The organism is Kitasatospora sp. NPDC052896 (genome assembly GCF_044547075.1).
Lineage (GTDB): Bacteria > Actinomycetota > Actinomycetes > Streptomycetales > Streptomycetaceae > Kitasatospora.
In genome coordinates, this window is record NZ_JBITZU010000013.1 from 15016 (window position 1) to 41309 (window position 26294).

The following is a 26294-nucleotide window of genomic DNA, read 5'->3' on the forward strand; positions in this document are numbered from 1 at the left end:
CACTGGTACTACTGACACCTCTGACATCACGGGCCCCGGAGCACGGCGACCGGCGGGTCAGTCCAGGTAGCCGCGCAGTTGCTCGGCGTAGGCGTGGTCGCGCAGCTTGGCCAGCGTCTTGGACTCGATCTGCCGGATCCGCTCCCGGGTCACCCCGAGCAGCGCGCCGATCTCCTCCAGGGTGCGCGGCCGGCCGTCACTCAGGCCGTAGCGCAGCTCGACCACCATCCGCTCGCGCTCGCCGAGGATGGCCAGCACGGTCTCCAGGTGCTCGCGCAGCAGCAGGAAGGCGGCGCTCTCGGCCGGCGAGGCGGCGTCCGCGTCCTCGATCAGGTCACCGAGCGCGACGTCCTCCTCCTCGCCGATCGGGGTGTGCAGCGAGACCGGCTCCTGGGCCAGCCGGAGCACCTCGCGGACCCGCTCGACGGAGAGCTCCAGGGCGGCGGCCACCTCGGCCGCGGTGGGCTCGCCGCCCCGCTCCTGGAGCAGCCCGCGCTTGACCCGCAGCACCCGGTTGATCAGCTCGACCACGTGCACCGGGACCCGGATCGTGCGGGCCTGGTCGGCCAGCGCGCGGCTCATCGACTGGCGGATCCACCAGGTCGCGTAGGTGGAGAACTTGTAGCCGCGGACGTAGTCGAACTTCTCGACCGCCCGGATCAGGCCCAGGTTGCCCTCCTGGACCAGGTCGAGCATGGTCAGGCCACGTCCGACGTAGCGCTTGGCGACCGAGACCACCAGGCGCAGGTTGGCCTCGACCAACCGGCGCTTGGCGATCCGGCCGAGCACCACCAGCTGGTCCAGCTCGTCGGCCAGCCGACCGGTCGGGAGGCCGTGGTCGTGCAGGTACTGCTCGGCGAAGAGGCCGGCCTCGATCCGGCGGGCCAGCTCGACCTCCTCGGCGGCGGTGAGCAGCCGGATCCGGCCGATCTCGCGCAGGTACTGGCGGAACAGGTCAGCGCTCGGGCCAACCGAGCCGTCCCGCGGCAGGACGGGCGGCTCGTCGTCCAGCGGCCCGTCCGGGTCGAACTCCTCGTCAGGCGGTCGCTGCCGCACGGCAGCGACCGGTCTGCCCTCCGGGGACGCCGCGGGCCGGGACTCCGCTCGCGCGTCCGGCTCGGCTTCCTGGGTGGCGGTGATCTCCAACGGGCCCACCCCTCTGCGGGTCGGGCGGGCCCGACGCTGCGGACTGAGACCCCCTCAGTGTGGGGTACCCCGCGCCCGGCGGCCGATAGTCGTGCGGTGAGTTTTCTGCCGGAGTGGCGGGGCGCCGGTGCGCCGGGTTCAGAGCCCGGCCGCGCCGCGCGTCCGCAGGCTGTCGTCGTACTGCTGGAGCGCCCACAACTCCTGCTGCACCGGCGCCAGTTGCTCGGCAGTTGCCCGGTTTCCCAGGCGCTGGAGATGCCCGCGGACCTCCTCGATCCGGCGCTTCACCGAGGCCCGGCGCAGGTTCACCAGGAACTCGCCGGCGTAGAGCGCGTCCGGCTTGCGCCGGGTGCGGACCGGCTCGACCGTCAACTCGGTGACCAGCGAACGGACCTGGTCGTTCTCGGCCACCTCGCGGACCGCCCCGACGAAGTCCGGCACGGTACAGCCGTGCGTGGTCCCGCCGGCCTTGCCGATCGCCCGGCGGACGGCCGCGTAGGGCGCCGTCGGGAACTCGTCCTCGCCGTACTGGTCGAACGCCGGACTGACCAACTCCGGGTACTGCACGGCGAGTTTGAGCAGCTCACGCTCGACGAACTGGGCCTTGTCGCGCGGGTCGAGCCGGTACGCCGGCCGGGCCGGCTCCGGTGCCGGCGCCAACTCCGGCCCCCGACGCAGCTGTTGGCGGCCCTGCTGGGGCGCCTCGCGCTGCCAGCGGGCGATCTGGGCCACCCGGCGCACCACGAACTGCTCGTCCAGGATGCCCAGCAGACCGGCGAGTTGGACCGCGTACTCGTGCCGGATCGACGGGTCCTTGATCTTGGCGACGATCGGCGCGGCCTCCTCCAGCGCCGCGGCCCGGCCCTCCGCGGCGTCCACCCGGTGCCGGGCGACCGCCGAGCGCAGTGCGAACTCGAAGAGCGGCACCGGGTTGGCGATCAGCTCGCGGACCGCCTCGTCGCCCTGGGCGAGCCGCAGTTCGCACGGGTCCATGCCGTCGGGGGTGACCGCGATGGACGTCCGGGCGGCGAACTTCTGGTCGTCCTCGAAGGCGCGCAGCGCGGCCTTCTGACCGGCCGCGTCACCGTCGAAGGTGAAGACCGTCTCGCCCCGGTACTGCGAGGTGTCCATCAGCAGCCGACGGATGATCTTGACGTGGTCCTCGGCGAAGGCCGTACCGCAGGTGGCCACCGCGGTGGTCACGCCCGCCAGGTGGCAGGCCATCACGTCGGTGTAGCCCTCGACCACCACCGCCCGGCCGGACTTGGCGATCTCCTTCTTCGCCAGGTCGATGCCGTAGAGCACGTGCGACTTCTTGTAGATCGGGGTCTCGGGGGTGTTCAGGTACTTCGGCCCGTTGTCGTCCTCGCGCAGCCGGCGGGCGCCGAAGCCGACCACCTCGCCGCCCAGGTCGCGGATCGGCCAGACCAGCCGGCCGCGGAACCGGTCGATCAGGCCACCGCGCTGCCCCTGCGAGGCCAGCCCGCCCTGCAGGATCTCCCGGTCGGTGAAGGTCCTGCCGCGCAGGTAGCGGACCAGGTGCTCCCAGCCGGCCGGCGCGTAGCCGACCCCGAACCGCGCGGCCGCCGCGGCGTCGAAACCGCGCTCGGCCAGGAACCGGCGGCCGATCTCGGCCTCCGGCGTCTCCAGCTGCTCCTGGTACCAGGCCGCGGCCACCTTGTGCGCCTCGACCAGCCTGGTCCGCTCGCCCTGCTGGCTGCGCTGGGTGTAACCGCCCTCGATGTAGCGCAGCGTGATGCCGGCCTGGGCGGCCATCCGCTCGACCGCCTCGGCGAACGAGAAGTGCTCGATCTTCATCAGGAAGGAGATCGTGTCGCCGCTCTCGCCGCAGCCGAAGCAGTGGAAGACCCCCTTGGCGGGGTGCACGTAGAACGAGGCCGACTTCTCGTCGTGGAACGGGCAGACACCCTTGAGCTGGGCGCCGCCACCGTTGGTCAGCTGGACGTAGTCGCCGACCACCGCGTCGATGGGCAGCGCGTTGCGCACCGCCTGCACGTCTTCATCCCGGATCCGCCCTGCCACCCCGGAAGTCTACGGCTTTCCGCCGGCGCTCAGTCGAGCGTGCAGGGCCAGCGCCGAGGCGTCGGTCAGGGTGGCGATCTGGTCGATCACCGCGCGCAACGCCGCCCGGTCGTCCTCGGCCTCCCGGTACTGCGCGGCGAAGACCGGGTCCAGGCCGGCCGGTGCGTCCCGCCCGAGCAGCTCGGCCAACTCGGCGATCACGATCCGCTGCCGGGCCCGCAGCTGCGCCTGCTCGTCGCGCTGCATGACGTAACGCACGGCCACCGCCTTGAGCACCGCGCACTCCAGCCGCACCTCCCGCGGGACCACCAGCTCGGCGGCGTACCGGCTCAGCCGGCCCGGGCCGTAGCGGGCCCGGGTGGCCTGCTCGGCGGCCAGGCAGAAACGGCCGATCAGCTGGCTGGTGAGGTCCTTCAGGCCGGCCCGGGCGCGTGCCGATCCGTCGTACCCGCGCGGCCACCACTCCTCGGCCAGCAGCCGGTCCAGCGCCTCGCCGAGCTCCTCCGGCCCGGCGTCCCCGGCGTACCGCTCGGCGATCTTGAAGAGCTCGGCCCGTTCCTCGGCGCCGTGCAGCGCGGCCGGGTCGATGTGGCCGGCCTGCAGGCCGTCCTCGACGTCGTGGGTGGAGTAGGCGACGTCGTCGGACCAGTCCATCACGGTCGCCTCGAAGCACCGCCGGCCGAGCGGGGCGCCGGCCCGCAGCCAGTGGAAGACCGGCAGGTCGTCGGCGTAGACGCCGAACTTGGGCGAGTGCGGGTCGGTCGGGTGGCCGCCGCGGGCCCACGGGTACTTGGTGGCGGCGTCCAGCGCGGCGCGGGTCAGGTTGAGCCCCACGCTGCTGCCGGGGCGCGGACCGAGCCGGGTCCGCTCCGCGCCCGCCGGGGCGAAGCGCTTGGGCTCCAGCCGGGTCAGGATGCGCAGCGACTGGGCGTTGCCCTCGAAGCCGCCGCAGGCCTCGGCGGCCTGGTCGAGCGCGGACTCACCGGTGTGGCCGAACGGTGGGTGGCCGATGTCGTGCGCCAGGCAGGCGGTCTCCACCAGGTCCGGGTCACAGCCCAGCGCCGCCCCCAGCTCCCGGCCCACCTGGGCGCATTCGAGCGAGTGGGTGAGCCGGGTGCGCGGGAAGTCGCTGCGCATCGGGGCGACCACCTGGGTGGTCCCGGCCAGCCGGCGCAGCGCGGCGGAGTGCAGGACCCGGGCCCGGTCGCGCTGGAACGCCGTCCGGCCGGGCCGTTTGTCGGGTTCGGGGACCCAGCGGGCCTGCGCGTGGTCCGCCGCGGGCATCTCGTCGGTCGTCATCGGGTCGGTCGAGTACGAGGTGGCGTCCATATACAGGCCACCGTACGCCGTGGGGGTGACGGCCGGCTGGAGCGGCACTCGAACCCGTGTTTACCCGACGGTGAACACCAGCGAGGCGTTGTGGCCGCCGAAGCCGAAGGCGTTGGCCAGCGCCGCGTGCGGGGCCGCCGCGCGCGGCTCGCCCGCCACCACGTCCAGCTTCACCTCCGGATCCGGCTCGTCGAGGTTGAGCGTGGCCGGGATGACCCGGTCGCGCAGCGCCAGCACGGTCGCCAGCGCGCCGAGCGCCCCGGCGGCGCCGAAGAGGTGCCCGGTCATCGACTTGGTCGCGGTGACGGCCGGGTGGACGCCGATCGCCTCGGCGATCGAGCCGGCCTCGGTGAGGTCACCCAGCGGCGTCGAGGTGGCGTGGGCGTTGACGTGCCCGACGTCCAGCGGGTCGAGGCCCGCCGCGGCCAGCGCCAGCCGCATCGCGCGGAGCTGGCCCTGCGGGTGGGCCGCCGTGATGTGGTGCGCGTCGGCGGTGATCCCGGCGCCGGCCAGCACCGCGTGACCGCGCGCCCGTCGGGCCGCGGCGAACTCGGCCCGTTCCAGCACCAGCACGGCCGCTCCCTCGCCGACCACCAGGCCGTCCCGGTGCCGGTCGAACGGGCGGGACGCCCGCCGCGGCTCGTCGTTGCGCGTGGAGAGCACCTTGGCCTGGGCGAACCCGGCCAGCGGCAGCGGGTGGACGCACGCCTCCGCGCCGCCCGCCACCACCACGTCGGCCCGGCCCAGCCGGATCAGGTCGAGGCCCAGCGCGATCGCCTCGGCGCCGGAGGCGCAGGCGCTGACCGGGGTGTGCGCCCCGCCGCGGGCACCGAGTTCGATGCTGACCCAGGCGGCCGGCCCGTTCGGCATCAGCATCGGCACGGTGTACGGGGAGACCCGGCGCGGGCCGGCGGACTCCAGGACGTCGTCCTGGGCGAGCGTGGTCAGCACACCACCGGTCCCGGTGCCGATCACCACCGCGAGCCGCTCCGGCTCGACCTCGGGCCGCCCGGCGTCCGCCCAGGCCTCCCGGGCCGCGACGATGGCCACCTGCTCGCAGCGGTCCAGCCGCCGGGCCTGGACCCGGTCCAGCACCTCGGTCGGCTCGACCCTCAGCCGGCCCGCGATCCGGGCGGGCAGCCCGGCCGCCCAGTCCTCCTCGATCGTCCGGATCCCGGACTCCCCCGCCAGCATCGCCGCCCAGGTCGACGGCACGTCCCCGCCCAGCGGGGTGGTGGCACCGAGCCCGGTCACCACCGCTCGAGTCTGTCCAACTGTCATTTCGCCCCCTTGTTTGTGGATAGGGCACACAGCCGATGCCGGTTCGACGTGGTCGGTGTGCCCGGACAGCCACTACTCTGCCAAGGGGTTCACGGCGCGTCAGATGCCGTGCGACACGGACTCCGCACGGCGTTTATTGGAGGATCTCCACAGCATGGTCAGCCCCGGATCGCGGCCAGCACCGCCTGCGCCATCGCCTGCTCGCCGGCCGCGTTGGGGTGCAGCGGCGCCCGACCGGCCGCCGGAAAGGGCGGCTCCACCCAGCGCTCCGCCTGCCCCGCGCACATGTCGTGCCCGGTGGAGGGCGTGTAGGTGTCAACGAAGGTCGCCCCGGCGGCCCGAGCCTCGTCCCGCAGCACGCCGTTGAGCCGCTGCTCCTTCGCGGCGAGGTAGCCCAGGTCGGCCGGCGGCACGGTGCGTCCGAGCACCGGCAGGCAGCCGGCCGGGTCGGCGGGCAGCAGGGTGGGGTAGCCGACCAGGAGGACCCGGGCCTGCGGGGCCCGCCGCCGGGCCTCCTGGAGCACACCGGCCACCTTGTCCCCGACCGTCGCGAGTTGGGCGTCGAGCCGGTCCGTACCGTCCGCCGCCGTGTAGGAGGCGCGGCACGGCGAGTCCTGGGCCTTCACCAGGTCGAGCTTGGCCAGCACGCCCTGGGTCAGCCCCTTCTCGACGCAACGGGTGACCACCGTGGTGAAGTCCGCGTCGTTGCCGCCGATCCCGAGCGTGACCAGCCTGGTCCGGGCGTTCAACGCGCCCAGTTGGGCCGGGTTGCTGCCGCCGTCCAGCTGCTGGGGCGCGGTCAGGTCGGCCGTGGTCGCGCTGGAGCAGCTCATGTCGGTGAAGTCGGCGCCGCCGATGCCCAGCCCCTGGGCGACCAGGGCCGGGTAGTCCACCGCCGACCGGCCGCAGCCCTTCGGCCCGTCGGCCTGCGGCTGGACCTGCAGGCCCGCGGTGTAGGAGTCGCCGAGCGCGACGTACGGGCCGCGCGGCGGCGAGGCGGACGGCTGGGCGGGAGCGCCCCCGTCGGCCGTCGAGCAGCCCGCCAGCAGCAGCCCCGCGCCCAGCCACCCGACGGCCCTGGCCCGGCGTTTCACGCGTCACCCCCCGACTCGCGCGGTGGGACGGCCCGCCACCCGGGCCTCCCGGAGGTCAACGAACGGGTGGGCCGGAACGACTCCCGGCCCACCCGTTCGGACGCTCCCGGGCCCCCGAGCACCGCGCCGGCTACTCCGCGCCGCGCTCGTGCTCGGCCAGGAACTGCTCGAACTGCCGCCCCAACTCGTCGGCCGAGGGCAGCTCGGTGGAGGCGGCGAGCAGGCTCTCCCGGGTCTCGGCCCCCGCCACCGCGTCGTACTGGCCCTCCATGCCGCGGATCGCCGTGCGCAGCTCGCCGTCGCCGTGCGAGAGCTGCTCCTCGATGTCGGCGTACACCTCGCCGACCCGGTCGCGCAGCTCGTGGCCCGGCAGGACCAGACCGGTCGCCGACTGGACCGCCTCCAGGATCAGCACCGCCGCCGCCGGGTAGGCCGAACGGGCCACGTAGTGCGGCACGTGCACCGCGAAACCCAGCACGTCGTGGCCGGCCTCGGCGAGCCGGTACTCCACCAGCGCCTGGGCGCTGCCCGGCACCTCGGCCCGCTCGAACCACTGCGGGTAGCCGACCGCCAGGTCGATCCGGTTGCCGTGCGGGGTCAGGCCGACCGGGCGGGTGTGCGGGACACCCATCGGGATGCCGTGGAAGTCCACCGTGAGGCGCACCCCCAGCTCCTCCACCAGCCGGCGGACCGCCGCCGCGAAGGCCTCCCACTCGACGTCCGGCTCCGGGCCGCTGAGCACCAGGAAGGGCGCGCCGGTGGCGTCGTGGACCAGCCGCAGCAGGATCTCCGGCGGCTCGTACGCCGACCAGCTCTCCCGATCGAAGGTCATCACCGGGCGGCGGGCGCGGTAGTCGACCAGCCGGTCGTGGTCGAACCGGGCCACCACCACCGGGCTGCCCTGGTCGAGCAGGTGGGCCAGCACCTGGCCGCCGGCCTCACCGGCGTCCATGAAGCCCTCGAAGTGGTACAGCAGGACCAGGCCGGTCTCCGGCCCGCCCTGGACGGAGGTCGCCGCGGCGGTCGCCGCGGCCACCGCCGCCACGCCCTTCGGCTCCAGCTCGTACAGCGCCTCGGGATCACGCACCGCGCACCCAACCGTTTCTCGTCGTCGGTCCTACTCCTGGCCGGGGCCGCCCGACCGCAGCCGACCGCGGCGAACCCTCGCCCAGTGCAGCATGCCGCGAGTCGCGGACATTCCCCCGCTCACCCGTCCGGCGTGCACCCCCACCGGCCGCGCGGCCGGTGGGCGACCCGCCGACGCCATCCGGACGGTGTCGGAATCATCTCATCCCGCAACCGGCAACCGACGGAGAACCCCTGGTCAGAGGCGGTCCGGACGTTCCGGCGGCCAGGCCGCCGCCAGCTCGCGACAGCACCCGGCGCGCCGCGAAGTGACGTGCGGGGCCAAGGCAGGTATCGTCCTCTCGCTGCCTCGCATCATCGCGTCGCCGCCACGTCGTCTGTCACGCCGTGGGCCGCGGTCCCGATCCATGTACGGCCAGCCACCTGAATGTCACCTTGCCTTCATCTGGCCGCCTGCTTCCTTCGCGCTCTCCTTCCTCTCTCGGCCATCTCGCGGACGCACACTGTCCCCTCGCACGTCCCGCCGGATCGGTCCATGTGAACCATGCCCGCGCCGGCACCGCGTTGCCCGCCTCCCGGGCCGCCCCCTCCCCCTGGTACGACCCGCCCCGGCGTACCCGGGACCGGGGAACGGCAGGGGACGGGGCGACCTGTCCTCCCGACCGTCCGTACCCCGGACGTCAGGGCCCTCCGATCGCCGAAGGACCGAAGGTTCCGTGCCAGCACCCGTTACCCTGACCGGCCGCACCGTCCGGCTGGAGCCCCTGACAGAGCAGCACACCGAGGCGCTGGCCGCGGCCGCCGCCGAGGATCGCAGCTCGTACGCGTTCACGGCCGTCCCGCAGGGGCTGTCGGGCGCCCGCGAGTTCATCGCCACCGCGCAGGCCGACCAGGCGGCCGGCCGCTCGCTGGTCTTCGCCACCGTGCGGGCCTCGGACGGCCTGGTGGTCGGCTCGACCCGGTTCCTGGAGCTCGACTACTGGCAGGGCCCGGTGGTCTGGCCGCCGCTGCCCCAGGGCCCGATCGGCGACCCGGCGACCGCCACCCCGGACGCCGCGGAGATCGGCCGCACCTGGCTCTCCGCGCACGCCCAGGGCACCGGCATCAACACCGAGGCCAAGCTGCTGATGCTGCGCCACGCCTTCGAGGTCTGGGGCGTGCAGCGGATCTCGCTCCGGGCCGACGCCCGCAACCTGCGCTCGCGCGCGGCTATCGAGCGGCTCGGCGCCACCTCCGAGGGTGTCCGGCGGGCGCACAGCCGGGGGCTGGACGGGGTGGTGCGGGGCACGGCGTTCTACTCGATCCTCGCCGAGGAGTGGCCGGCCGTCCGCGACATCATCGAGCTGCGGATCGCCGCGGCCACCTCGCCGAGCGCTCCGGACCGCCGGATCGCCCGCGGCATGGGCCGCGAACTCGACCAGGAGTGTGTCAGACACGCCGGTTCCCTGATCCCGGCCTGATCTGATCCCGGCCCTGCCGGCAGCGGGCCCGGCCTCCACCGTCCGAGCCCGCACCGGGTGTGCCGCGGCCGCGGAGTCAACCGCGATCGGGGTTAGCCACCTGCGGGGGATATTTCGCATACCTACCGTCCTGCCGGGCACCCCTCCCCCATGACCGCGCTCAACTCCCTGCGACTGCTCGGCGCCGAGCAGCAGCACATCGTCACCCGTGCCCAGCTGATCGAGCACGGCGTTCCGTCCGGCACCATCGCGCACCGGCTGCGGCCGGGCGGACCCTGGCAGCGGGTGCTGCCGCGGGTGATCTGCCTGCAGAACGGGCGCCTGACACCGCACCAACGCCTGCGTGCCGCACTCAGCTACGCCGCGCCCAAGGGCCAGCGGCCGCACCCGGGCGCGGTGCTGCTGACCGGCATGGCGGTGCTGGCCGACGTCGGGCTGGCGAGCGCCGGGCACCCGGCGGATCTGGAGATGGTCGACGTGCTGATCCCGGGCTGCCGCCGGGTGGCCAGCCGCGACTTCGTCCGGGTGCACCGCAGCCCCGGGATGCCGGCCGGCTTCCAGCGCGACGACGGGCTGTGGAGCGTCGAGGTGGGGCGCGCGCTGGCCGACCTGGCCCCGGTGCTGACCGGCGACCGGCGGTTCCGCGCGCTCTGCGCCGAGGCGGTGCAGGGGCGGCACTGCGAGCGCGCCGAACTGCTCGGCAAACTGCTCGGCGGCTCGCCGGCGACGGCCTCGTTGCCACACGTCCGGCAGGTGGCGGACGAGCTGACCACCGGGGTGTACTCGATCGCCGAGGCCGAGGCGCGCGAGGTGTTGCGAGCCGGCGGACTGCCGGAGCCGCTGTGGAACCCGGTGCTGCTGCTGGACGGTCAGTTCCTCGCGGTGCCCGACGCGTTCTGGCCGGACGCCTGCGTGGCGCTGGAGGTCGACTCCCGCGCCTGGCACCTGCGGCCCGCGGACCACGAGTGGACGCTCACCCGGGGCAACCGGCTGCAGGTGGCCCGGTTGCCGGTGGTCCGGGCCACCCCGGCACAGCTGCGCCGGGACCCGGCTCCGGTGCTGCACGAGCTGCGGACGCTGCTGGCCTCCGGCCCGCACGGCCCCTACCACCGGGTCAGCTGGCAGCGGGCCTGCTGACCCGGCCGGATCGGGCCGGCGGGGTCGCGCGGCTCAGCAGCGGTCGTCGATCTCCTGGAAGGTGCCGTAGTGGTCCGCGGTCCAGTACTCCTCGCCCGCACCGCCGGTGACCACCCGCCGGGTCCCCCGGTCGGCCGAGCCCGGGGTCCGCACCGTGTACTCGTGGTAGTAGCCGCTGCGCTGCCGGGGCAGCCGGCCCTCGCGGTTCTCGAAGACCACGCCGTCCGACCGGTAGGGGTACGGGCCACCGCGGGCGATCAGCACCAGGGTGTCGCGGGCCTGACTGGGCAGCTTGCTGCGGCAGACGTCGGCGCGGGCCGGGCTGCCGGGTGCCCGGGAGGCCACCGGTCGCGCGCTGGTGACCGGGGAGCCGGCCGTCGGTGTCGGATGCTGCCCGTCGGTCAACGCGTAGCGCGCGGCCGCGGCGACGGCGACGGCGAGCAGGACGGCGACGACGATCAGACGGGCGCGACTGGTCATGAGGCCAGCTTGCCGGGCGCCCCCGGCCCGGCGTCGGCGAGCCGGCCGGGCCCACCCGGATGGCGCAGCCCCCGCGGGCGCCCCGGGAAACGCCTCCGGGGCGGGAACGGACGCCATTGTCCTTTCCCGCCCCGGCTGCTGTACGTACGGCGGCCCTCCTGCGCCGAGCTCCGCCGTACGCCCCTCCCCGCTGGAGGGGTCGCGGTCAGCGAGAGTCGCTGCCCGCAGTCTCGAGGGCGGCCCGGCCGGCCTCCAGCCGCGCCACCGGGATCCGGAAGGGCGAGCAGGACACGTAGTCCAGGCCCGCCTCGTGGAAGAAGTGCACCGAGTCCGGGTCGCCGCCGTGCTCGCCGCAGACCCCGAGCTTGAGGTCGGGGCGGGTCGCCCGGCCGGCCTCCACCGCGTGCTTGACCAGCGAGCCGACGCCGTCGCGGTCGATGGTCTCGAACGGGGACACCCCGAAGATGCCCTTCTCCAGGTAGGCGGTGAAGAAGCTGGCCTCCACGTCGTCGCGGGAGAAGCCCCAGACCGTCTGGGTGAGGTCGTTCGTCCCGAAGGAGAAGAACTCGGCGGCCTCGGCGATCTGACCGGCCGTCACGGCGGCGCGCGGCAGTTCGATCATCGTACCGAGCTTGATGTCCAGCGTGACGCCGGTGGACTTGGCCACCTCGGCCAGCACTCGCTCGCACTCGTCGCGGACGATCTCCAGCTCCTGCACGGTGCCGACCAGCGGGATCATCACCTCGGGCCGCGGGTCACCGCCGGCCAGCTTGCGCTCGGCGGCGGCCTCCGCGATCGCCCGGACCTGCATGCCGAACAGGCCGGGGATCACCAGGCCGAGCCGGACGCCGCGCAGACCCAGCATCGGGTTCTGCTCGTGCAGCTTGTGGACGGCCTGGAGCAGCCGCAGGTCGTTCTCGTTCGGGTCCTTGCGGGCCTCGGCGAGGGCGACCCGGACCGACAGCTCGGTGATGTCGGGCAGGAACTCGTGCAGGGGCGGGTCGAGCAGGCGCACCGTCACCGGCAGCCCGTCCATCGACTGGAAGAGCTCGACGAAGTCGCCCTTCTGCAGCGGGAGGAGGGTGGAGAGGGCCTGCTCGCGGTCCTTGTCGTTGTCCGCCAGGATCAGGTGCTCGACCTCCTTGCGGCGCTCCTCGCCGAGGAACATGTGCTCGGTGCGGCACAGGCCGATGCCCTGGGCGCCGTAGCGGCGGGCGCGGTTGGCGTCCTCGGCGTTGTCGGCGTTGGCCCGCACGGCGAGCCGGCGGCGCACGTCGGCGTGCGACATCAGCCGGTGCACGGCCTGCACCAGACCGCCCTGGACGTCCGCGCCGGCGTGCAGGGTGCCCTCGAAGTACTCCACCACCGGGGAGGGCAGCACCGGGACCTCGCCCAGGTAGACCTTGCCGGTCGCGCCGTCGATCGAGACGACGTCGCCCTCCTCGATGACCTGCCCGTCGGCGGTGGTCATCCGGCGGCGCTTGGTGTCGACCTCCAGCTCCTCGGCGCCGCAGACACAGGTCTTGCCCATGCCACGGGCGACCACGGCGGCGTGCGAGGTCTTGCCGCCGCGCGAGGTCAGGATGCCCTCGGCGGCGATCATGCCGTCCAGGTCGTCCGGGTTGGTCTCGCGGCGCACCAGGATGACCTTCTCGCCGGAGCGGGACCACTTGACGGCGGTGTAGGAGTCGAAGACCACCTTGCCGATCGCGGCGCCGGGCGAGGCGGCGAGGCCCCAGGCGATCTGCTTGGAGCTGGTGTCGGGGGCGAACCGCGGGAACATCAGCTGGGAGAGCTGACCGCCGGTCACCCGGTGCAGCGCCTCGTCCAGGTCGATCAGACCCTGGTCGACCAGCTGGACGGCGATCCGGAAGGCGGCCGCGGCGGTGCGCTTGCCGATCCGGGTCTGCAGCATCCAGAGCTTGCCGCGCTCGATGGTGAACTCGATGTCGCACAGGTCGCGGTAGTGCAGTTCGAGCTTGTGCATGATCGCCATCAGCTCGTCGTACGACTTCTTGTCCAGCTGCTCCAGGTCGGCCAGCGGGAGGGTGTTGCGGATGCCGGCGACGACGTCCTCGCCCTGGGCGTTGGAGAGGTAGTCGCCGTAGACGCCGACCGCGCCGGTGGAGGGGTCGCGGGTGAAGGCGACGCCGGTGCCGGAGTCCTCGCCGAGGTTGCCGAAGACCATGCTGCAGATGTTGACCGCGGTGCCCAGGTCGTTGGGAATGCGCTCCTGGCGGCGGTAGAGGCGGGCCCGGTCGCCGTTCCAGGAGTGGAAGACGGCGTGGATCGCCAGGTCCATCTGCTCGCGCGGGTCCTGCGGGAACTCCCGGCCGGTCTCGCGCAGCACGATCGCCTTGAAGGTCCCGACCAGGGCGCGCAGGTCGGCGGCGTCCAGGTCGAGGTCGTTGGTGCTGCCCTTGGCGCGCTTGGCCTCGTCGAGGGCCTCCTCGAACAGCTCGCCCTCGACGCCCAGCACGGTCTTGCCGAACATCTGGACCAGCCGGCGGTAGGAGTCCCAGGCGAACCGCTCGTTGCCGGACTGCGCGGCGAGCCCGGCCACCGAGGCGTCGGACAGGCCGATGTTGAGGACGGTGTCCATCATGCCGGGCATCGAGAACTTGGCACCGGAGCGGACCGAGACCAGCAGCGGGTTGTCCGGCTGGCCCAGCCGCTTGCCCATCTGCTGTTCCAGCGCGGCCAGGTGCTCGCTGACCTCGTTGTGCAGCGAGGCCGGCTCGGCGCCGGTCTCCAGGAAGACCTTGCAGGCTTCGGTGGTGAGGGTGAACCCCGGAGGGACCGGGAGCCCGAGGTTGGTCATCTCGGCGAGGTTGGCACCTTTGCCGCCGAGCAGGTCCTTGAGGTCCTTGTTTCCTTCGGTGAAGGAGTAAACAAACTTCTGCGTCGCCGCCACGGGTCGGTCTCCTCGCACGGGGTTGCCCTGACGCCGGAGAACATACCCATTTCGAAGGCACTTCCGCGCTGTCGATAGGCCGTCCGAGGCCGATTGCCAGCGGTGACCCACGAGATCAAATGCCCGTGAAGGTGTTCACCTCTGTTGATGAAATCGTCCGGCTGACGCTAGCGATCGTTCAAGTCTTGAAAGCAATGGCCCAGGAAGATCAACCGGAGCCGACAGAGGGTAGTGGCTCGCACGGCAGGCCGTTGCCTCGGCTTGATTTCCTGCAGTCAAGAGGTCCGATCCGCTCCGACACCCGTTCGGGAAGCGATTTGGACACCACGGCCTCTTTCGCGCTCCCGACACCCCTTCCGGGGTGGCCCGATGTGGTGAGGGTCACGGCCACGGTCTGCCCATGGTACGTACTAGAACTCATCGATCCGTCGCGGAACGCGCCGGATATCCTACGCTCCGTGGTGGATATTCTCCAAAAGGGAGCCCTCTTGGCCAGTATGGCCAAGAGGGCTGGGCCGTGACGTCCGGACCGGGCGCGCAGCGAATTTTGCCTCTACGTCAGGGGTCAGCCGCCCGAGGTGTCCAGTTCGGCGTCAACGCTCGGCAGGGCGCAGTCGTACGGATCGTCCAACCAGCCTTCGGGCAGGACCACCCGGCCGTTGCCACTGGTCCGGCCGCGCGGACCGTCCGCGCCGGCCGGCCAGCCCTGCTCCTGCCCCACCTGGCCGAGCAGCTCGGCCAGTTCGGCCAGCGAACCGGCCATCGCCAGCTTGACCCGCAGTTCCGAGCCGACCGAGAAGCCCTTGGTGTACCAGGCGACGTGCTTGCGGAAGTCCACGACGCCGCGGCTCTCGTCACCCATCCACTGCCCGAGCAGCTCGGCGTGGCGCAGCATGGTGCGGGCGACGTCGGCGAAGGTGGGGCGGGCGTGGTCGGTGTCGCCCTCGAAGATGGCGACCAGGTCCTTGAAGAGCCACGGGCGGCCCAGGCAGCCGCGACCGACCACCACGCCGTCGCAGCCGGTCTCGCGCATCATCCGCAGGGCGTCGTCGGCCGACCAGATGTCGCCGTTGCCCAGTACCGGGACCTCGGCCGGGACGGCCTCGCGCAACCGGGCGATGGCGGACCAGTCAGCGGTGCCCCCGTAGTGCTGGGCGGCGGTGCGACCGTGCAGGGCGATGGCGGACACCCCCTCCTCGGCGCCGATCCGGCCGGCGTCCAGGTAGGTGAGGTGGTCGTCGTCGATGCCCTTGCGCATCTTCATGGTGACCGGGAGGCTCCCGGCGTTGCCCACCGCCTCGCGCAGGATGTCCCGCAGCAGGTTGCGCTTGTAGGGCAGCGCGGAGCCACCGCCCTTGCGGGTCACCTTGGGGACGGGGCAGCCGAAGTTCAGGTCGATGTGGTCGGCGAGGTTCTCGTCCGCGATCATGCGGGCGGCCTTGCCGACGGTGGCCGGGTCGACGCCGTAGAGCTGGATCGACCGGGGCTTCTCGCTCGGGTCGAAGTGAATCAGCTGCATGGTCTTGGCGTTCCGCTCGACCAGCGCCCGGGTGGTGATCATCTCGCTGACGTACAGCCCCTTGCCGCCGCTCTGCTCCCGGCAGAGGGTGCGGAAGGGGGCGTTGGTGATCCCCGCCATCGGCGCGAGCACCACCGGGGGCCAGACCTCCAGCGGGCCGATGGCGAGCGGCGCGAACTCGCCGGGCGCGGGGACGGCCGGCGCGGGGATGTCCGCCGCCACGGCCGGGGGGACGCTCGCCGCAGGGGTGGTCGGGGCACTGTCAGGCGTGGTGGTCATGCGCGGCGGATCCTCAGCAGGTGCACGGTGGGCGGACGGGACTCTCCATTGTCCCCCACCGCCCACCGACCCCCGCTGGCGCTGCCTGCGGGCTCGATCCGCAGGGGCCCGTCAGCCGGTCGACGAGTAGGCCAGGCTCGCGTGCCCGGAGGTGGTGGACACCGTGATACTCCTGCTGGACTGCGGATCGTCCAGCCCCGGATCCCGATCGACCCCGCCCCCCGACGCGGTGTGCGTGGTGACCCGGTAGGTGCTCCCGGGGGGCACGGTCAGGTCGGCCTCGCCCGAGGTGGCGCTGACGGCGACCCGGGCCGGTGGCGCGGTGAACCCGAGGCTGAGCTGCCCGGAGGTCAGTGTGGTCTCCACGTCCTGGGAGGTCAGCCCCTGTCCCTGGATCTGCCCGCTGGTGCTGTGGGCGGAGATCCGGCCGGAGTCCCCGTCCAGCTCGATGCTGCCGGAGGAACTGCGCAGGCTGAGCTCGCCGCTCAGCCCGCTGACCTTGGCCGAGCCCGAACTCAGCCGGACCGTCACCGCCGTCGCGCGCGGGACGTTGATGCTCAGTGCCACCGAGCACGTGGGTTCACCGACTCCGAGGATGCTCGGGCAGCGGACCTTGATCCGGAGCAGCCGGCCGATCAGCGTCTGCTCGACAACCGGTCGGCGGAAGGTCCAGTCCAGGTTCTGCTGTATCCCGACCTGGCCCTCCGCCCCGGGACTGATCCGGGCCGAGGCATCGTCCAGGTCGAGGTCGAGGGCGCTGATCGGGCCAAGGACCTGGGTGGGCTCGCTCTCGGTCTGTTCGGTGAGCGCGCCCCATGCCTGGCCCGCGCCGATCAGGATCACCAGCACGGCGAGCACCAGGCCGGCCGGCCGCCAGACTCGCTGCTCCAACTGCGGTGACAGCATGGCGCGCTACCCCTCGCCCAGGAACCGGAGCACCGCCAGCACCCGCCGGTGGGTGGCGTCCGCCGCGGGCAGCTCAAGCTTGGTGAAGATGCTGTTGATGTGCTTCGCCACCGCGCTGTCGCTCACCACCAGGTGTTCCGCGATGGCCGCGTTGGAGTGGCCCTGCGCCATCAGGCCCAGCACGTCCCGCTCGCGCGGGGTCAGCCGCTCCAGCGGATCGCGACGGCCACGGACCAGCAACTGCGCCACGACCTCCGGGTCCAGGGCCGTGCCGCCGGCCGCCACTCGCTGCAGCGCCTCCACGAAGTCGTCGACGTTGGCCACCCGCTCCTTGAGCAGGTAGCCCACCCCGCTGGTGTTGGAGGCGAGCAGATCGGCCGCGTAGCGCTCCTCCACGTACTGGGAGAGCAGCAGGACGGCAACCTCGGGCCACTCGCGGCGGATCACCAGTGCGGCGCGGACCCCCTCGTCGGTGAAGCCCGGGGGCATCCGGACGTCCACCACGACGACCTGCGGCCGGTGCTCCTCGACCGCGGTGAGCAGTGCCTCGGCGTCACCCACCGCCGCCGCCACCTCGTAGCCGACCGCCTCCAGGACCTTGACCAGGCCGACCCTGAGCAGGACCGAGTCCTCAGCGATCACAGCACGCACGGCAACTCCACAGTGATGGTGGTGGGGCCCCCGAGGGGGCTGGTTATGGCAAGGGTCCCGTCGACCGAGGCCGCGCGTTTTCGCAACCCGACGAGTCCGGTTCCCTTGGCGGGATCGGCGCCGCCCACCCCGTCGTCGGTGATGGATATCCGCAGCCGCGGCCCTTGGAGGCGAACCGAGACATCCGCCTTGGCAGCCCGGGCGTGCTTGGCCACGTTGGCCAGCGCCTCCGAGACCACGAAGTAGGCGACCGCCTCGACCGTCGGCTCCACGCGGCGTGGCAGATCGACGTCCAGCCGGACGGGCAGCGGGGCTCGGGCCGCGATCCCGGAGAGCGCCGCGTCCAGCCCCCGGTCCTCCAACACCACCGGATGCAGGCCGCGGACCAGGTCGCGCAGCTCCACGATGGCGGCCTGCGCCTCCTCGTGCGCCTCGATGATGACCTGCATCGCGTCGGGCGGGACGTCCTTCAGGGTCTTCCGGGCCAGCCCGAGGTTCATCGCCAGCGAGACCAACCGCTGCTGGGCACCATCGTGCAGATCACGCTCGATCCGGCGGCGCTCGGCGTCGGCGGCGTCCACCACGCCGGCCCGGCTCTCGGCGAGGTCCTCGACCCGGCGCTCCAACTCCCGCGCCCGGTTCGGGCCGAGCAGCGCGGCGGCGGCCCGCCGGTCGCCGCGGGCGATCCGGCTGATCGCCCAGGGGGCGATGACCAGCAACAGCAGACCGAGCGCGGTGACCCAGGTGTCCAGCGTCGTCCAGCCGTCGCCACGGACCGGACTGCCGTGCGGCATCAGCCAGGCCCAGCCGAAGACGGTGGCCAGCACCACCCCGGCACCCCAGCCGAACAGGGTGAGCACCCCCGCGGTCGCCAGCAGCGGTCCGACCACCCAGTGGTAGGCGAACTGGCGCCAGGTCGCCTCGGCGCGCAGCCAGGCGAGCGGGGTCCACCTCGTCCCCGGTGGGAGGACCGGCCGGCGGGGGATGTCCAGCCCACCGAGCACCCGGAACCGGCTGCGCTGGCCGACCGTCAGCACGGCCGGCAGGAGCGCGAGGAGCGTGAACATCGGCCCGATCGCGTTGGCCTGGGTCAGCATCAGCACCACCGGCACCGCGAACGGCGCCCCGGCGGCGACCAGCACGGCGTCCCGCCAGGCCGCGGCGGCCCAGGCCAGCGGATCGGCATGGCCGGGCGCGGCGGCGGCCGCGCCGCCCGACGCGCTGCCGCCGCCACTGTCGCGCCCTCGGCGCAGCCCGCTGATGCTGATCATGCCGCTCAGCTTAGGACTCGCTCCCTGGCCCTGACATTGCACCTGGGTGCCCGCTTGGGGTGTACCTAGGTACACCCCAAAGACGGAAGTGAGCGACAAGGACTTCCGGTCCCGGGGCCGCGATTCTTGATTCCGTCAGCGGGAGAACCGGGATGAACGGGGGATCCGGCCAGTGAACGAGACGGACGGGGTGGTCGAGGTGGCCGAGGCGCAGCAGCCTGGCGGCGAGCAGGGGGAGGGCGGGCTGGTGCGCTCCGGCAACGCGGTCCGGGAGCTGGCCGACGAGCCCGGCGGGATCGACACGCTGGCATGGCCGGCCAAGGGTCCGTGGTCGGTGCGGACGACACCGCGGCGCAACGGCCGGTCGGCGCTGGAGATATACGAGCACGACCAGTTGCTTGACGTCCTGGTCGGCTCCTCGCTCACCGGCGAGCTGCTGCGCGGGGCCCGGCAGTCCCTCGGTGAGGGCGGCGGCAGCGGGTTCGCCTGGGGCCGCCTGAGGGCGGACGGTTCGGCACCCCAGGTGCTGTTCGCCATCGCGAAACTGCGCGAGGTCCAGCCACCGGCCGATGTCGTCACGGTCGCCGGGGAGTTCTGGCTCGCCTGGGTACCGGGCCGGGTGGCCGGGGTCCTGGTCCGGCACCCCGAAGGGACGACCGAGCGGCTGCGCCCGGCCCGGGTGGGCTGAGCAGCAGCGCGGCGCCACCGGGCCCGGCGGTTCCCGGGGAGCGGTGATCGGGGCCGGCGGTCGAGAGCGGGCGGTCAGGGCTCGGTGATCGAGGCCGGGGGCGGCAGTGGGCGAGGGGAGGGTGACGGTGATCGAGTCGAGCAGGGCGAAGGAGGTGCGGACGATGTCGGGGCTCTGGGCAGTGCGGACCAGACAGGCAGTGGCAGGGGTGGCAAGGAGCACCAGCGGGATGGGGCGGCTGCGGGTAGCAACCACCCTGCGCAGTACCGGGGTTCGGATACCCTCCCTGCTCCTCGGAGGGGCCGGCATCGTCCTGATTCCGTGGATCGCCGTGCTGGCCATCGTGGTTCGGCACTCGACGGGTTGGGTGGTACTGGACGTCCTGGAGGCGGTCTGCCTGCTCACCACGGCCGTCCTGCTGCGCCGGGGCGGCGAGCAGCACCGGCCCGCCGCCCTGGCGGCGGCTCTGCTGCTGAGCGGCGACGCCTGGTTCGACGTACGGACGGCCGCACCTGGCAGTGCCCTGGCGATAGCCGTGGCCATGGCGGTGCTCGCTGAGCTCCCGCTGGCAGCACTCTGCCTGGCCATGGCCAAGCGCCCCCGCAGGGCCACCGCGGGCGCGGCACCGCGCAGCAGCACGTCGCCGGCACTGCGGAAGATCGGAACAGTGGCGTGGAACGTGGGAGTGGCGATACGTGAGGTGCCGGCGGTACTGCGGACCGTGGGCACCGTGATACGGGATGCGGGAACGCGGGCCCGGGCACTGGGAGCAGCGGTGCTGCACCTGGCAACAGTGCTGCGGGCGCTGGGGGTTGTGGCAGGGGGAGCGGTGACGATGGTGCGGGTAGTGGGTGCGGCGGTACCGGAAGTGCGGGCGGCGGGAACGGCAGTGCGGGCAGCGGGAGTAGCCGTGGCACGGGCTGTGGAGATGTTGACAGGGGAGAGCACGGCCCAGGGAGCCAGTGGTCAGCGCCCCTGGAGCCAGCTGTGGCAGCCTCAACGCCTCAGCATGCAGCACTCGTAAGCGGTATCCGGTCGGGAACGGTCGGGAAGCCCGGGCCAGGAAGCCCGGGTTGGGAGGACCAGGTTAGAGGCCCCTGGCTGGGAAGCCCGGATCAAGAAGCCCGGTCGGCGGCGGCCAGACGCTGCAGTCGCTCCCGGGTCTCGTCGTCCATCGGGGTGTAAGCCACCAGCCGGCGGCCAGGTTGCGGAGAGAGCCAGAAGTTGGTGAAGTCCAGCCGCAGCAGGCCGACTTCCGGATGCAAGAAGCCCTTGCTCCCGTTGTCGCGCGCGGCGACCTCGTGCCGCTGCCAGGCCGCCTCGAAGTCCGGCGAGGCCTGCCGCAGCCGAGCGAGCAGCGCCTTCCAGGCGGGATCGTCGACGTAGTCAGCCATCGCCGCCCGGAGTCGGGCGACCGAGACGGTCCGGGCCGACTCCAGGTCCACCCAACGCGACTGGTACTGCTGGTTGGTGAAGATCAACCAGATCAGGTTCCGGTCCTCGTAGGGCAGTTCGGAGAGGCCGAGGACCCGGTCGTAGGCCCGGTTGTACGCGAGCACGTCGAACCGGCTGTTGAGCACGCAGGCCGGGTACGGCTCCAGCTGGTCGAGTACCAGCTTGATCGCCGGAGTGACCACCGGGCACTCCTCGGTCGGCGCCGGGTCGCCCGCCCCGGCCAGGGTGAACAGGTGCTTCCGCTCGTTCGGGTCGAGCATCAGCGCCCGGGCGACCGAATCGAGCACCTGGACCGATACCTGGATATCCCGCCCCTGCTCCAGCCACGTGTACCAGGTCACCCCGACCGCGGCGAGCTGGGCGACCTCCTCGCGCCGCAGCCCCGGAGTGCGGCGGCGGCCGGTCTTCGGCAGGCCGACCTGCTCCGGGGAGATCCGCTCCCGCCGGCTGCGCAGAAAGGCGGACAGCTCCTGCCGCCGGACGTCCGCGGCATGCGGCACGGCGGGGGCCGCGGGTGTGGCCGCAGTGGCGGAGGAGGCCGTAGCAGCGGCGGTGGCGGGAGAGATCAAGCTACTCATACTCCTAGGATGCGCCTGCGGCGATCCGGGTTCCAGGTACTCCTGATAACAGGATAAACAGACTCTGGTACCAGGTTCCCGCTCATCAGATCGTAGTACCCGTGACACAGCAACTGGATCGCCTACCGGCTCACCTCCTGCCAAACACCGCGCCCACCACCCCGACCGTCCCCCACCGCACCCTCACGGTCGCCGGACTGGTCACCGTCCTGCTCGGCGCCTTCCTGCCGATGCTGGACTTCTTCATCGTCAACGTCGCCCTGCCCACCATCGACCACGACCTGACGGCCGGGCCGGCCGTGCTGGAGCTGATCGCCGCCGGATACGGCATCGCCTTCGCCGTCCTGCTGGTGCTGGGCGGCCGGCTCGGTGACAGTGTGGGCCGGCGCCGGCTCTTCATCATCGGCGCCGCCGCCTTCGCACTGACCTCGCTGGCCTGCGGCCTCGCGCCCACCGCCTGGACGCTGGTCGCCGCCCGGGTCGCCCAGGGTGCCTCGGCCGCGCTGCTGATCCCCCAGGTGCTCGCCACCATCACCGCCGCCACCGACGGCCCGCAGCGCGCCCGCGCCCTGAGCATCTACGGCGCGGTGGGCGGCATCGCCGTGGTGATCGGCCAGGTGCTCGGCGGCATGCTGGTCTCCGCCGACCTGTTCGGTACCAGCTGGCGCGCGGTCTTCCTGCTGAACGTCCCGTTCGCCCTGGCCGCCGCGGTCCTCGCGATCCGCTGGGTCCCGGAGAGCCGGTCGGCGGCGCCCAGCCGGATCGACCTGCCGGGCACGGCGCTGCTCACCGTTGCCCTGCTCGCCCTGTTCATCCCGCTGATGGAGGGCCGCGCGGTCGGCTGGCCGCTCTGGACCTGGCTGTCGATGGGTCTGTTCCCGTTCGCCGCGGCCGCGTTCATCGTCGTCGAACTGCGCGCCGAGCGGGCCGGGCGGCTCCCCTTGGTACCGCCGTCCCTGCTGCGGATCCCCGAGATGCGCCGCGGGCTGGGCATCGCGCTCCCCTACTTCACCGGCTTCGGCGGCTTCATGTTCGTCCTGGCGATCACGCTCCAGCAGGGCCTGCGGCTCGACCCGGTGATGGCCGGTTGGGCACTGGTCCCGCTGGCCGTGGGCTACTTCACTTCCTCGCTGGCCGGTCCGCGGCTGATCGGCCGCTTCGGCAGCCGGGTGATCACCGCGGGCGCCGTGGTCCAGGCGGTCGGGACCGGCACCATGATCGCCACCGTGCTGGGCGACTACCACGGCCTCTCCGGCCTCACCCTGCTGCCCGGGATGGCACTGACCGGTCTCGGCAACGGGCTGATCGGCACCCCGTTGTTCCGCGTGGTGCTCTCCAAGGTGCCGCTGGAGCGCGCGGGCGTCGGCAGCGGCGTGCTGGCCACCGCCCAGCAGTCCAGTCTGGCCCTGGGCGTGGCCACCCTGGGCACTCTGTTCCTCGCCCTGGCCCCCTCGCTCGGCACCGGCCACGCGCTGTCGCTGGTGCTGGCGATCCAGCTGGCCGGCGCCCTGGTGATCTTCCTGCTCAGCGCCCGGCTGCCCCGCACCATGAGCTGACTCCAGGACAGCGGGAGTGGACGGCAGGAGAGGACAGCGGGAGTGGACGGCCGGTGGGAGCCCCGGTACGGCGGAAGAGGACCCGCGCCGGGGCGCCTGACCCGTGCCGGGGAAAATCCCCGACCGCCGTCAGTCCCTGCTGCGAGGATGATCGCCATGACGCACCAGACGCCGCCGACCGCCGCCGATGCCCGTGACCGCAGCGAACTCACCGCGTTGGTGGCCGCCGGCGAGCGCCCCAGGTACCTGCTGTTCTGGGGGCACCGCCCGAGCCGGGACGGCGGCATCGGTCCGGGCGCGCTCAGCCAGTGGTGGCCGTCCGAGTTCACCGTCGACGGCGTCCGCTACCCGACGGCCGAGCACTGGATGATGGCCGGCAAGGCCCGGCTCTTCGGCGACGAGGAGGCCGTGCCGCGCATCCTGGCGGCGAAGACACCCGCGGAGGCCAAGAAGCTCGGCCGGCTGGTCCGGGGCTTCGACGAGCAGCGCTGGGTCGAGCAGCGGTTCGAGCTGGTGGTGGCCGGCAGCGTGGCCAAGTTCGGGCAGGACGACGCGCTGCGCGGCTACCTGCTCGGCACCCGCCGCCGGGTGCTGGTCGAGGCCAGCCCGCTGGACCGGGTCTGGGGCATCGGACTGGCGGCGGACCACGAGCACGCCACCGAGCCGGCGTACTGGCGCGGCCTGAACCTGCTGGGCTTCGCCCTGATGGCGGCCCGGGAGCGGCTCGCCGCCGAACCCACCGGCTGAGCGCGGCGGGAACGGCGGGAACGCTGAATGCCGTTGCCCCCTCCACCCGGCCGGGTGGAGGGGGCAACGGCATTCAGCAGGCCGAATCGGCGGCCCCGGCTCAGCGACCTCAGCAGCCGATCAGCCGCGCGCCGAGGTAGGCCTTCACCTGGTCCAGCGAGACCCGCTCCTGCGCCATGGTGTCGCGCTCGCGGATGGTCACCGCGTTGTCCTCCAGGGTGTCGAAGTCGACCGTCACGCAGAACGGCGTGCCGATCTCGTCCTGGCGGCGGTAGCGCTTGCCGATCGCGCCGGCGTCGTCGAACTCGACGTTCCACGCGGTGCGCAGGTCGGCGGCCAGACCGCGGGCCTTCGGCGAGAGGTCGGCGTTGCGCGACAGCGGCAGCACGGCCACCTTGACCGGCGCGAGCCGCGGGTCCAGCCGCATGCCGACCCGCTTCTCCATCTGGCCCTTGGCGTTCGGCGCCTCGTCCTCGAAGTAGGCGTCGAGCAGGAAGGCCAGCATCGCGCGGTTGAGGCCCGCCGCCGGCTCGATGACGTACGGGAAGTACCGCTCGCCGGACTCCTGGTCGAAGTACTTCAGGTCCTGGCCGGAGTGCTCGCTGTGCACCGACAGGTCGTAGTCGGTGCGGTTGGCGATGCCCTCCAGCTCGGAGAACTCGCTGCCGCCGAAGTTGAAGCGGTACTCGATGTCCACCGTGCGCTTGGCGTAGTGCGAGAGCTTCTCCTTCGGGTGCTCGAAGAAGCGCATGTTCTCGGTGCGCAGGCCCAGGTCGGTGTACCAGTTCCAGCGCTGCTCGAGCCAGTACTCGTGCCACTTCTCGTCGTCGCCCGGCTTGACGAAGAACTCCATCTCCATCTGCTCGAACTCACGGGTCCGGAAGATGAAGTTGCCCGGGGTGATCTCGTTGCGGAAGCTCTTGCCGACCTGCGCGATGCCGAACGGCGGCTTCTTGCGCGAGGTGGTCTGCACCGCCTTGAAGTTGGTGAAGATGCCCTGCGCCGTCTCCGGGCGCAGGTACGCCAGGCCGGACGCCTCCTCGGTGACACCGAGGTGGGTCTTCAGCATGCCCGAGAACTCCTTGGGCTCGGTGAAGGCGCCCTTGGTGCCGCAGTGCGGGCAGTTGACGTCGGCCAGGCCGTTGGCGGGCACCCGGCCGTGCTTGGCCTCGTACGCCTCCTCCAGGTGGTCCGCGCGGAACCGCTTGTGGCAGGAGGTGCACTCGGTCAGCGGGTCGTTGAAGGTGGCGACGTGACCGGAGGCCTCCCAGACCTCACGGGCCAGGATCACCGACGAGTCGATCCCGACGACGTCCTCCCGAGCGGTGACCACCGCACGCCACCACTGGCGCTTGATGTTCTCCTTGAGCTCGACGCCCAGCGGTCCGTAGTCCCAAGCGGCCTTCGAACCGCCATAGATCTCGCTGCAGGGGTAGACGAAGCCACGGCGCTTGCTCAGGCTGACGATCGTGTCGATCTTGTCGGCGGCCACAGTGCTCTCTTCAGTACGACGACGCGGTCAAGGACCAGGGCGGGGCGCAGACAGGGCCCGCGCCGGGAGGGTGGGCGCCGCGACCGGAACCGCGCGCCCGAATACCTCAGGTTACCGGCCCGGTGGGTGGGGGGTTCAAATCGATAAGCACATGTCCCACCCACTCCCCCACGGCTCGGCCATAGCGAGTTGACAATCATTTCCAATTAAGATGAGAATGATTGTCATGATGTTGCGCCGCCTCCCCACCTCGACAGCCCTGGCCGCCACCGCGCTGACCGGGACGCTGCTGCTCGCCGCCTGTGGCAACGGCTCCACGGCCACCAGCGGCGACGGCCGACTGAAGGTGGTGGCGTCGTTCTATCCGATGCAGTACCTCGCCGAGCAGATCGGCGGCGACCACCTTGAGGTGACCGGGCTCACGCCGGCCGGTGCCGAGCCGCACGATCTGGAGCTGACGGCCAAGCAGGTCGGCACCGTCCAACGGGCCGGTGTGGTCCTGTACCTCAAGGGTCTGCAGCCGACCGTGGACAAGGCCGTCGCCGAGTCGAACGCCAGCCAGGTGGTGGACGCCGCCGCCGCGTCCCCGCTGGTCGACCACCACCTCGACGAGGACACCGAGGGCCACGACGGTCACCCGTCGTCCGAGGCGGCCGGCGATCCGCACGTCTGGCTGGACCCCAGCCGCTACGCGGCGGTCGCCAGGAGCGTCGGCGACGGGCTGGCCAAGGCCGACCCCACGCACGCCGCCGACTACCAACAGCGCACCGAGGCCGTGGTGCAGCGGCTCGACGGGCTGGACCAGCAGTACCGGGACGGGCTGCGGAGCTGCTCCGGCAAGGCCTTCGTGACCAGCCACGCCGCCTTCGGCTACCTCGCCGACCACTACGGCCTGCAGCAGATAGCCATCAACGGCGTCGACCCCGAATCCGAGCCGACCCCGGCCCGGCTCGCCCGGATCCAGCAGGCCGCCAAGGCCAACGGGGTCTCCACGATCTTCTTCGAGACGCTGGCCAGCCCCAAGCTGGCCGATTCGGTGGCCCAGGACCTCAAGCTGAAGACCGCGGTGCTGGACCCGATCGAGGGGGTCAAGGACCCGACCCGGTCCGACTACTTCTCGGTGATGGGCCAGAACCTCGACAACCTGCGCACCGCCCTCGGCTGCGCCAGTGGGGGCTGACC

The 26294-nt window shown here is 72.5% G+C and carries 21 protein-coding genes; 7 read left to right on the forward strand and 14 right to left on the reverse strand.

Features of this window, described 5'->3' with window-relative positions; all coding sequences use genetic code 11:
- Positions 1-57: 57 nt before the first annotated feature.
- The 6 genes from ACIGXM_RS23915 to ACIGXM_RS23940 form a co-directional block, all read right to left on the reverse strand.
- Positions 58-1146, reverse strand: coding sequence for an RNA polymerase sigma factor (locus ACIGXM_RS23915; protein WP_396564075.1), 1089 nt, complete (start codon positions 1144-1146; stop codon positions 58-60).
- A gap of 138 nt (positions 1147-1284) precedes the next feature.
- On the reverse strand, positions 1285-3189 hold the full coding sequence (gene dnaG, locus ACIGXM_RS23920; RefSeq protein WP_396564077.1) for a DNA primase: 1905 nt from the start codon (positions 3187-3189) through the stop codon (positions 1285-1287).
- Between the two features lie 9 nt (positions 3190-3198).
- Complete coding sequence (locus ACIGXM_RS23925) at positions 3199-4518, reverse strand: deoxyguanosinetriphosphate triphosphohydrolase (protein ID WP_396564079.1); 1320 nt, start codon at positions 4516-4518, stop codon at positions 3199-3201.
- A 60-nt stretch (positions 4519-4578) separates the two neighbouring features.
- On the reverse strand, positions 4579-5799 hold the full coding sequence (locus ACIGXM_RS23930) for a beta-ketoacyl-[acyl-carrier-protein] synthase family protein (protein ID WP_396564081.1): 1221 nt from the start codon (positions 5797-5799) through the stop codon (positions 4579-4581).
- A 158-nt stretch (positions 5800-5957) separates the two neighbouring features.
- A complete protein-coding gene (locus tag ACIGXM_RS23935) occupies positions 5958-6893 on the reverse strand; it encodes an SGNH/GDSL hydrolase family protein (protein ID WP_396564083.1) in 936 nt (311 codons plus the stop codon).
- A gap of 130 nt (positions 6894-7023) precedes the next feature.
- Positions 7024-7980 carry a PAC2 family protein gene (locus ACIGXM_RS23940; protein WP_396564085.1) on the reverse strand — a complete coding sequence of 319 codons (957 nt, stop codon included), beginning with the start codon at positions 7978-7980 and terminating at the stop codon, positions 7024-7026.
- Positions 7981-8695: 715 nt separating this feature from the next.
- Between ACIGXM_RS23940 and ACIGXM_RS23945 the strand changes: the two genes are divergently transcribed.
- Both ACIGXM_RS23945 and ACIGXM_RS23950 read left to right on the forward strand, forming a co-directional pair.
- A complete protein-coding gene (locus tag ACIGXM_RS23945) occupies positions 8696-9439 on the forward strand; it encodes a GNAT family N-acetyltransferase (RefSeq protein ID WP_396564087.1) in 744 nt (247 codons plus the stop codon).
- Between the two features lie 150 nt (positions 9440-9589).
- On the forward strand, positions 9590-10576 hold the full coding sequence (locus ACIGXM_RS23950) for a hypothetical protein (RefSeq protein WP_396564089.1): 987 nt from the start codon (positions 9590-9592) through the stop codon (positions 10574-10576).
- 33 nt (positions 10577-10609) lie between these two features.
- Here the strand turns inward: ACIGXM_RS23950 and ACIGXM_RS23955 are convergent, their stop codons facing one another.
- The 6 genes from ACIGXM_RS23955 to ACIGXM_RS23980 form a co-directional block, all read right to left on the reverse strand.
- Complete coding sequence (locus ACIGXM_RS23955; RefSeq protein WP_396564091.1) at positions 10610-11056, reverse strand: ribonuclease domain-containing protein; 447 nt, start codon at positions 11054-11056, stop codon at positions 10610-10612.
- Positions 11057-11261: 205 nt separating this feature from the next.
- Positions 11262-13970 (reverse strand): pyruvate, phosphate dikinase, encoded by a 2709-nt coding sequence (ppdK, locus tag ACIGXM_RS23960; protein ID WP_396564093.1) that lies wholly within the window; start codon positions 13968-13970, stop codon positions 11262-11264.
- A gap of 565 nt (positions 13971-14535) precedes the next feature.
- Positions 14536-15768 (reverse strand): tRNA dihydrouridine synthase DusB, encoded by a 1233-nt coding sequence (gene dusB, locus ACIGXM_RS23965; RefSeq protein WP_396564095.1) that lies wholly within the window; start codon positions 15766-15768, stop codon positions 14536-14538.
- A gap of 111 nt (positions 15769-15879) precedes the next feature.
- Positions 15880-16674 (reverse strand): DUF4097 family beta strand repeat-containing protein, encoded by a 795-nt coding sequence (locus ACIGXM_RS23970; RefSeq protein WP_396564097.1) that lies wholly within the window; start codon positions 16672-16674, stop codon positions 15880-15882.
- Positions 16675-16680: 6 nt separating this feature from the next.
- Positions 16681-17325 (reverse strand): response regulator, encoded by a 645-nt coding sequence (locus ACIGXM_RS23975; protein ID WP_396564099.1) that lies wholly within the window; start codon positions 17323-17325, stop codon positions 16681-16683.
- Entirely contained in the window at positions 17313-18596 is a 1284-nt protein-coding gene (locus tag ACIGXM_RS23980; RefSeq protein ID WP_396564101.1) for a histidine kinase, read from the reverse strand. The genes ACIGXM_RS23975 and ACIGXM_RS23980 overlap by 13 nt, the downstream gene beginning before the upstream one ends.
- Positions 18597-18768: 172 nt before the next feature.
- Here ACIGXM_RS23980 and ACIGXM_RS23985 point away from each other — a divergent pair, with 172 nt between their 5' ends.
- Together ACIGXM_RS23985 and ACIGXM_RS23990 are read left to right on the forward strand one after the other, a co-directional pair.
- The gene (locus tag ACIGXM_RS23985; protein WP_396564103.1) at positions 18769-19284 is read left to right on the forward strand and encodes a hypothetical protein; all 516 of its coding nucleotides are present in this window, start codon (positions 18769-18771) and stop codon (positions 19282-19284) included.
- Positions 19285-19492: 208 nt separating this feature from the next.
- Entirely contained in the window at positions 19493-20308 is an 816-nt protein-coding gene (locus tag ACIGXM_RS23990) for a hypothetical protein (protein ID WP_396564105.1), read from the forward strand.
- Between the two features lie 91 nt (positions 20309-20399).
- On the opposite strand, the gene ACIGXM_RS23995 is transcribed toward ACIGXM_RS23990, so the two are convergent.
- Entirely contained in the window at positions 20400-21317 is a 918-nt protein-coding gene (locus tag ACIGXM_RS23995; protein ID WP_396564107.1) for a helix-turn-helix transcriptional regulator, read from the reverse strand.
- Positions 21318-21418: 101 nt separating this feature from the next.
- On the opposite strand from ACIGXM_RS23995, the gene ACIGXM_RS24000 reads away from it, so the two are divergent.
- Both ACIGXM_RS24000 and ACIGXM_RS24005 read left to right on the forward strand, forming a co-directional pair.
- Positions 21419-22873 (forward strand): MFS transporter, encoded by a 1455-nt coding sequence (locus ACIGXM_RS24000; RefSeq protein WP_396564109.1) that lies wholly within the window; start codon positions 21419-21421, stop codon positions 22871-22873.
- Between the two features lie 156 nt (positions 22874-23029).
- On the forward strand, positions 23030-23620 hold the full coding sequence (locus tag ACIGXM_RS24005) for an NADAR family protein (RefSeq protein ID WP_396564111.1): 591 nt from the start codon (positions 23030-23032) through the stop codon (positions 23618-23620).
- A 109-nt stretch (positions 23621-23729) separates the two neighbouring features.
- On the opposite strand, the gene ACIGXM_RS24010 is transcribed toward ACIGXM_RS24005, so the two are convergent.
- Positions 23730-25112: a glycine--tRNA ligase gene (locus ACIGXM_RS24010; RefSeq protein WP_396564113.1), complete on the reverse strand. Its 1383-nt coding sequence runs from the start codon at positions 25110-25112 to the stop codon at positions 23730-23732.
- A gap of 226 nt (positions 25113-25338) precedes the next feature.
- On the opposite strand from ACIGXM_RS24010, the gene ACIGXM_RS24015 reads away from it, so the two are divergent.
- Entirely contained in the window at positions 25339-26292 is a 954-nt protein-coding gene (locus tag ACIGXM_RS24015; RefSeq protein WP_396564115.1) for a metal ABC transporter solute-binding protein, Zn/Mn family, read from the forward strand.
- The last annotated feature ends 2 nt before the right edge of the window (positions 26293-26294 follow it).

Excerpts from the sequence above, each read along its gene's own strand:
- ACIGXM_RS23925 (WP_396564079.1), bottom strand. The coding sequence starts at position 4,518 with ATGGACGCCACCTCGTACTCGACCGACCCGATGACGACCGACGAGATG.
- ACIGXM_RS23930 (WP_396564081.1), bottom strand. The coding sequence starts at position 5,799 with ATGACAGTTGGACAGACTCGAGCGGTGGTGACCGGGCTCGGTGCCACC.
- ACIGXM_RS23950 (WP_396564089.1), top strand. The coding sequence starts at position 9,590 with ATGACCGCGCTCAACTCCCTGCGACTGCTCGGCGCCGAGCAGCAGCAC.
- ACIGXM_RS23955 (WP_396564091.1), bottom strand. The coding sequence starts at position 11,056 with ATGACCAGTCGCGCCCGTCTGATCGTCGTCGCCGTCCTGCTCGCCGTC.
- dusB (WP_396564095.1), bottom strand. The coding sequence starts at position 15,768 with ATGACCACCACGCCTGACAGTGCCCCGACCACCCCTGCGGCGAGCGTC.
- ACIGXM_RS23970 (WP_396564097.1), bottom strand. The coding sequence starts at position 16,674 with ATGCTGTCACCGCAGTTGGAGCAGCGAGTCTGGCGGCCGGCCGGCCTG.
- ACIGXM_RS23980 (WP_396564101.1), bottom strand. The coding sequence starts at position 18,596 with ATGATCAGCATCAGCGGGCTGCGCCGAGGGCGCGACAGTGGCGGCGGC.
- ACIGXM_RS23995 (WP_396564107.1), bottom strand. The coding sequence starts at position 21,317 with ATGAGTAGCTTGATCTCTCCCGCCACCGCCGCTGCTACGGCCTCCTCC.
- ACIGXM_RS24005 (WP_396564111.1), top strand. The coding sequence starts at position 23,030 with ATGACGCACCAGACGCCGCCGACCGCCGCCGATGCCCGTGACCGCAGC.
- ACIGXM_RS24015 (WP_396564115.1), top strand. The coding sequence starts at position 25,339 with ATGATGTTGCGCCGCCTCCCCACCTCGACAGCCCTGGCCGCCACCGCG.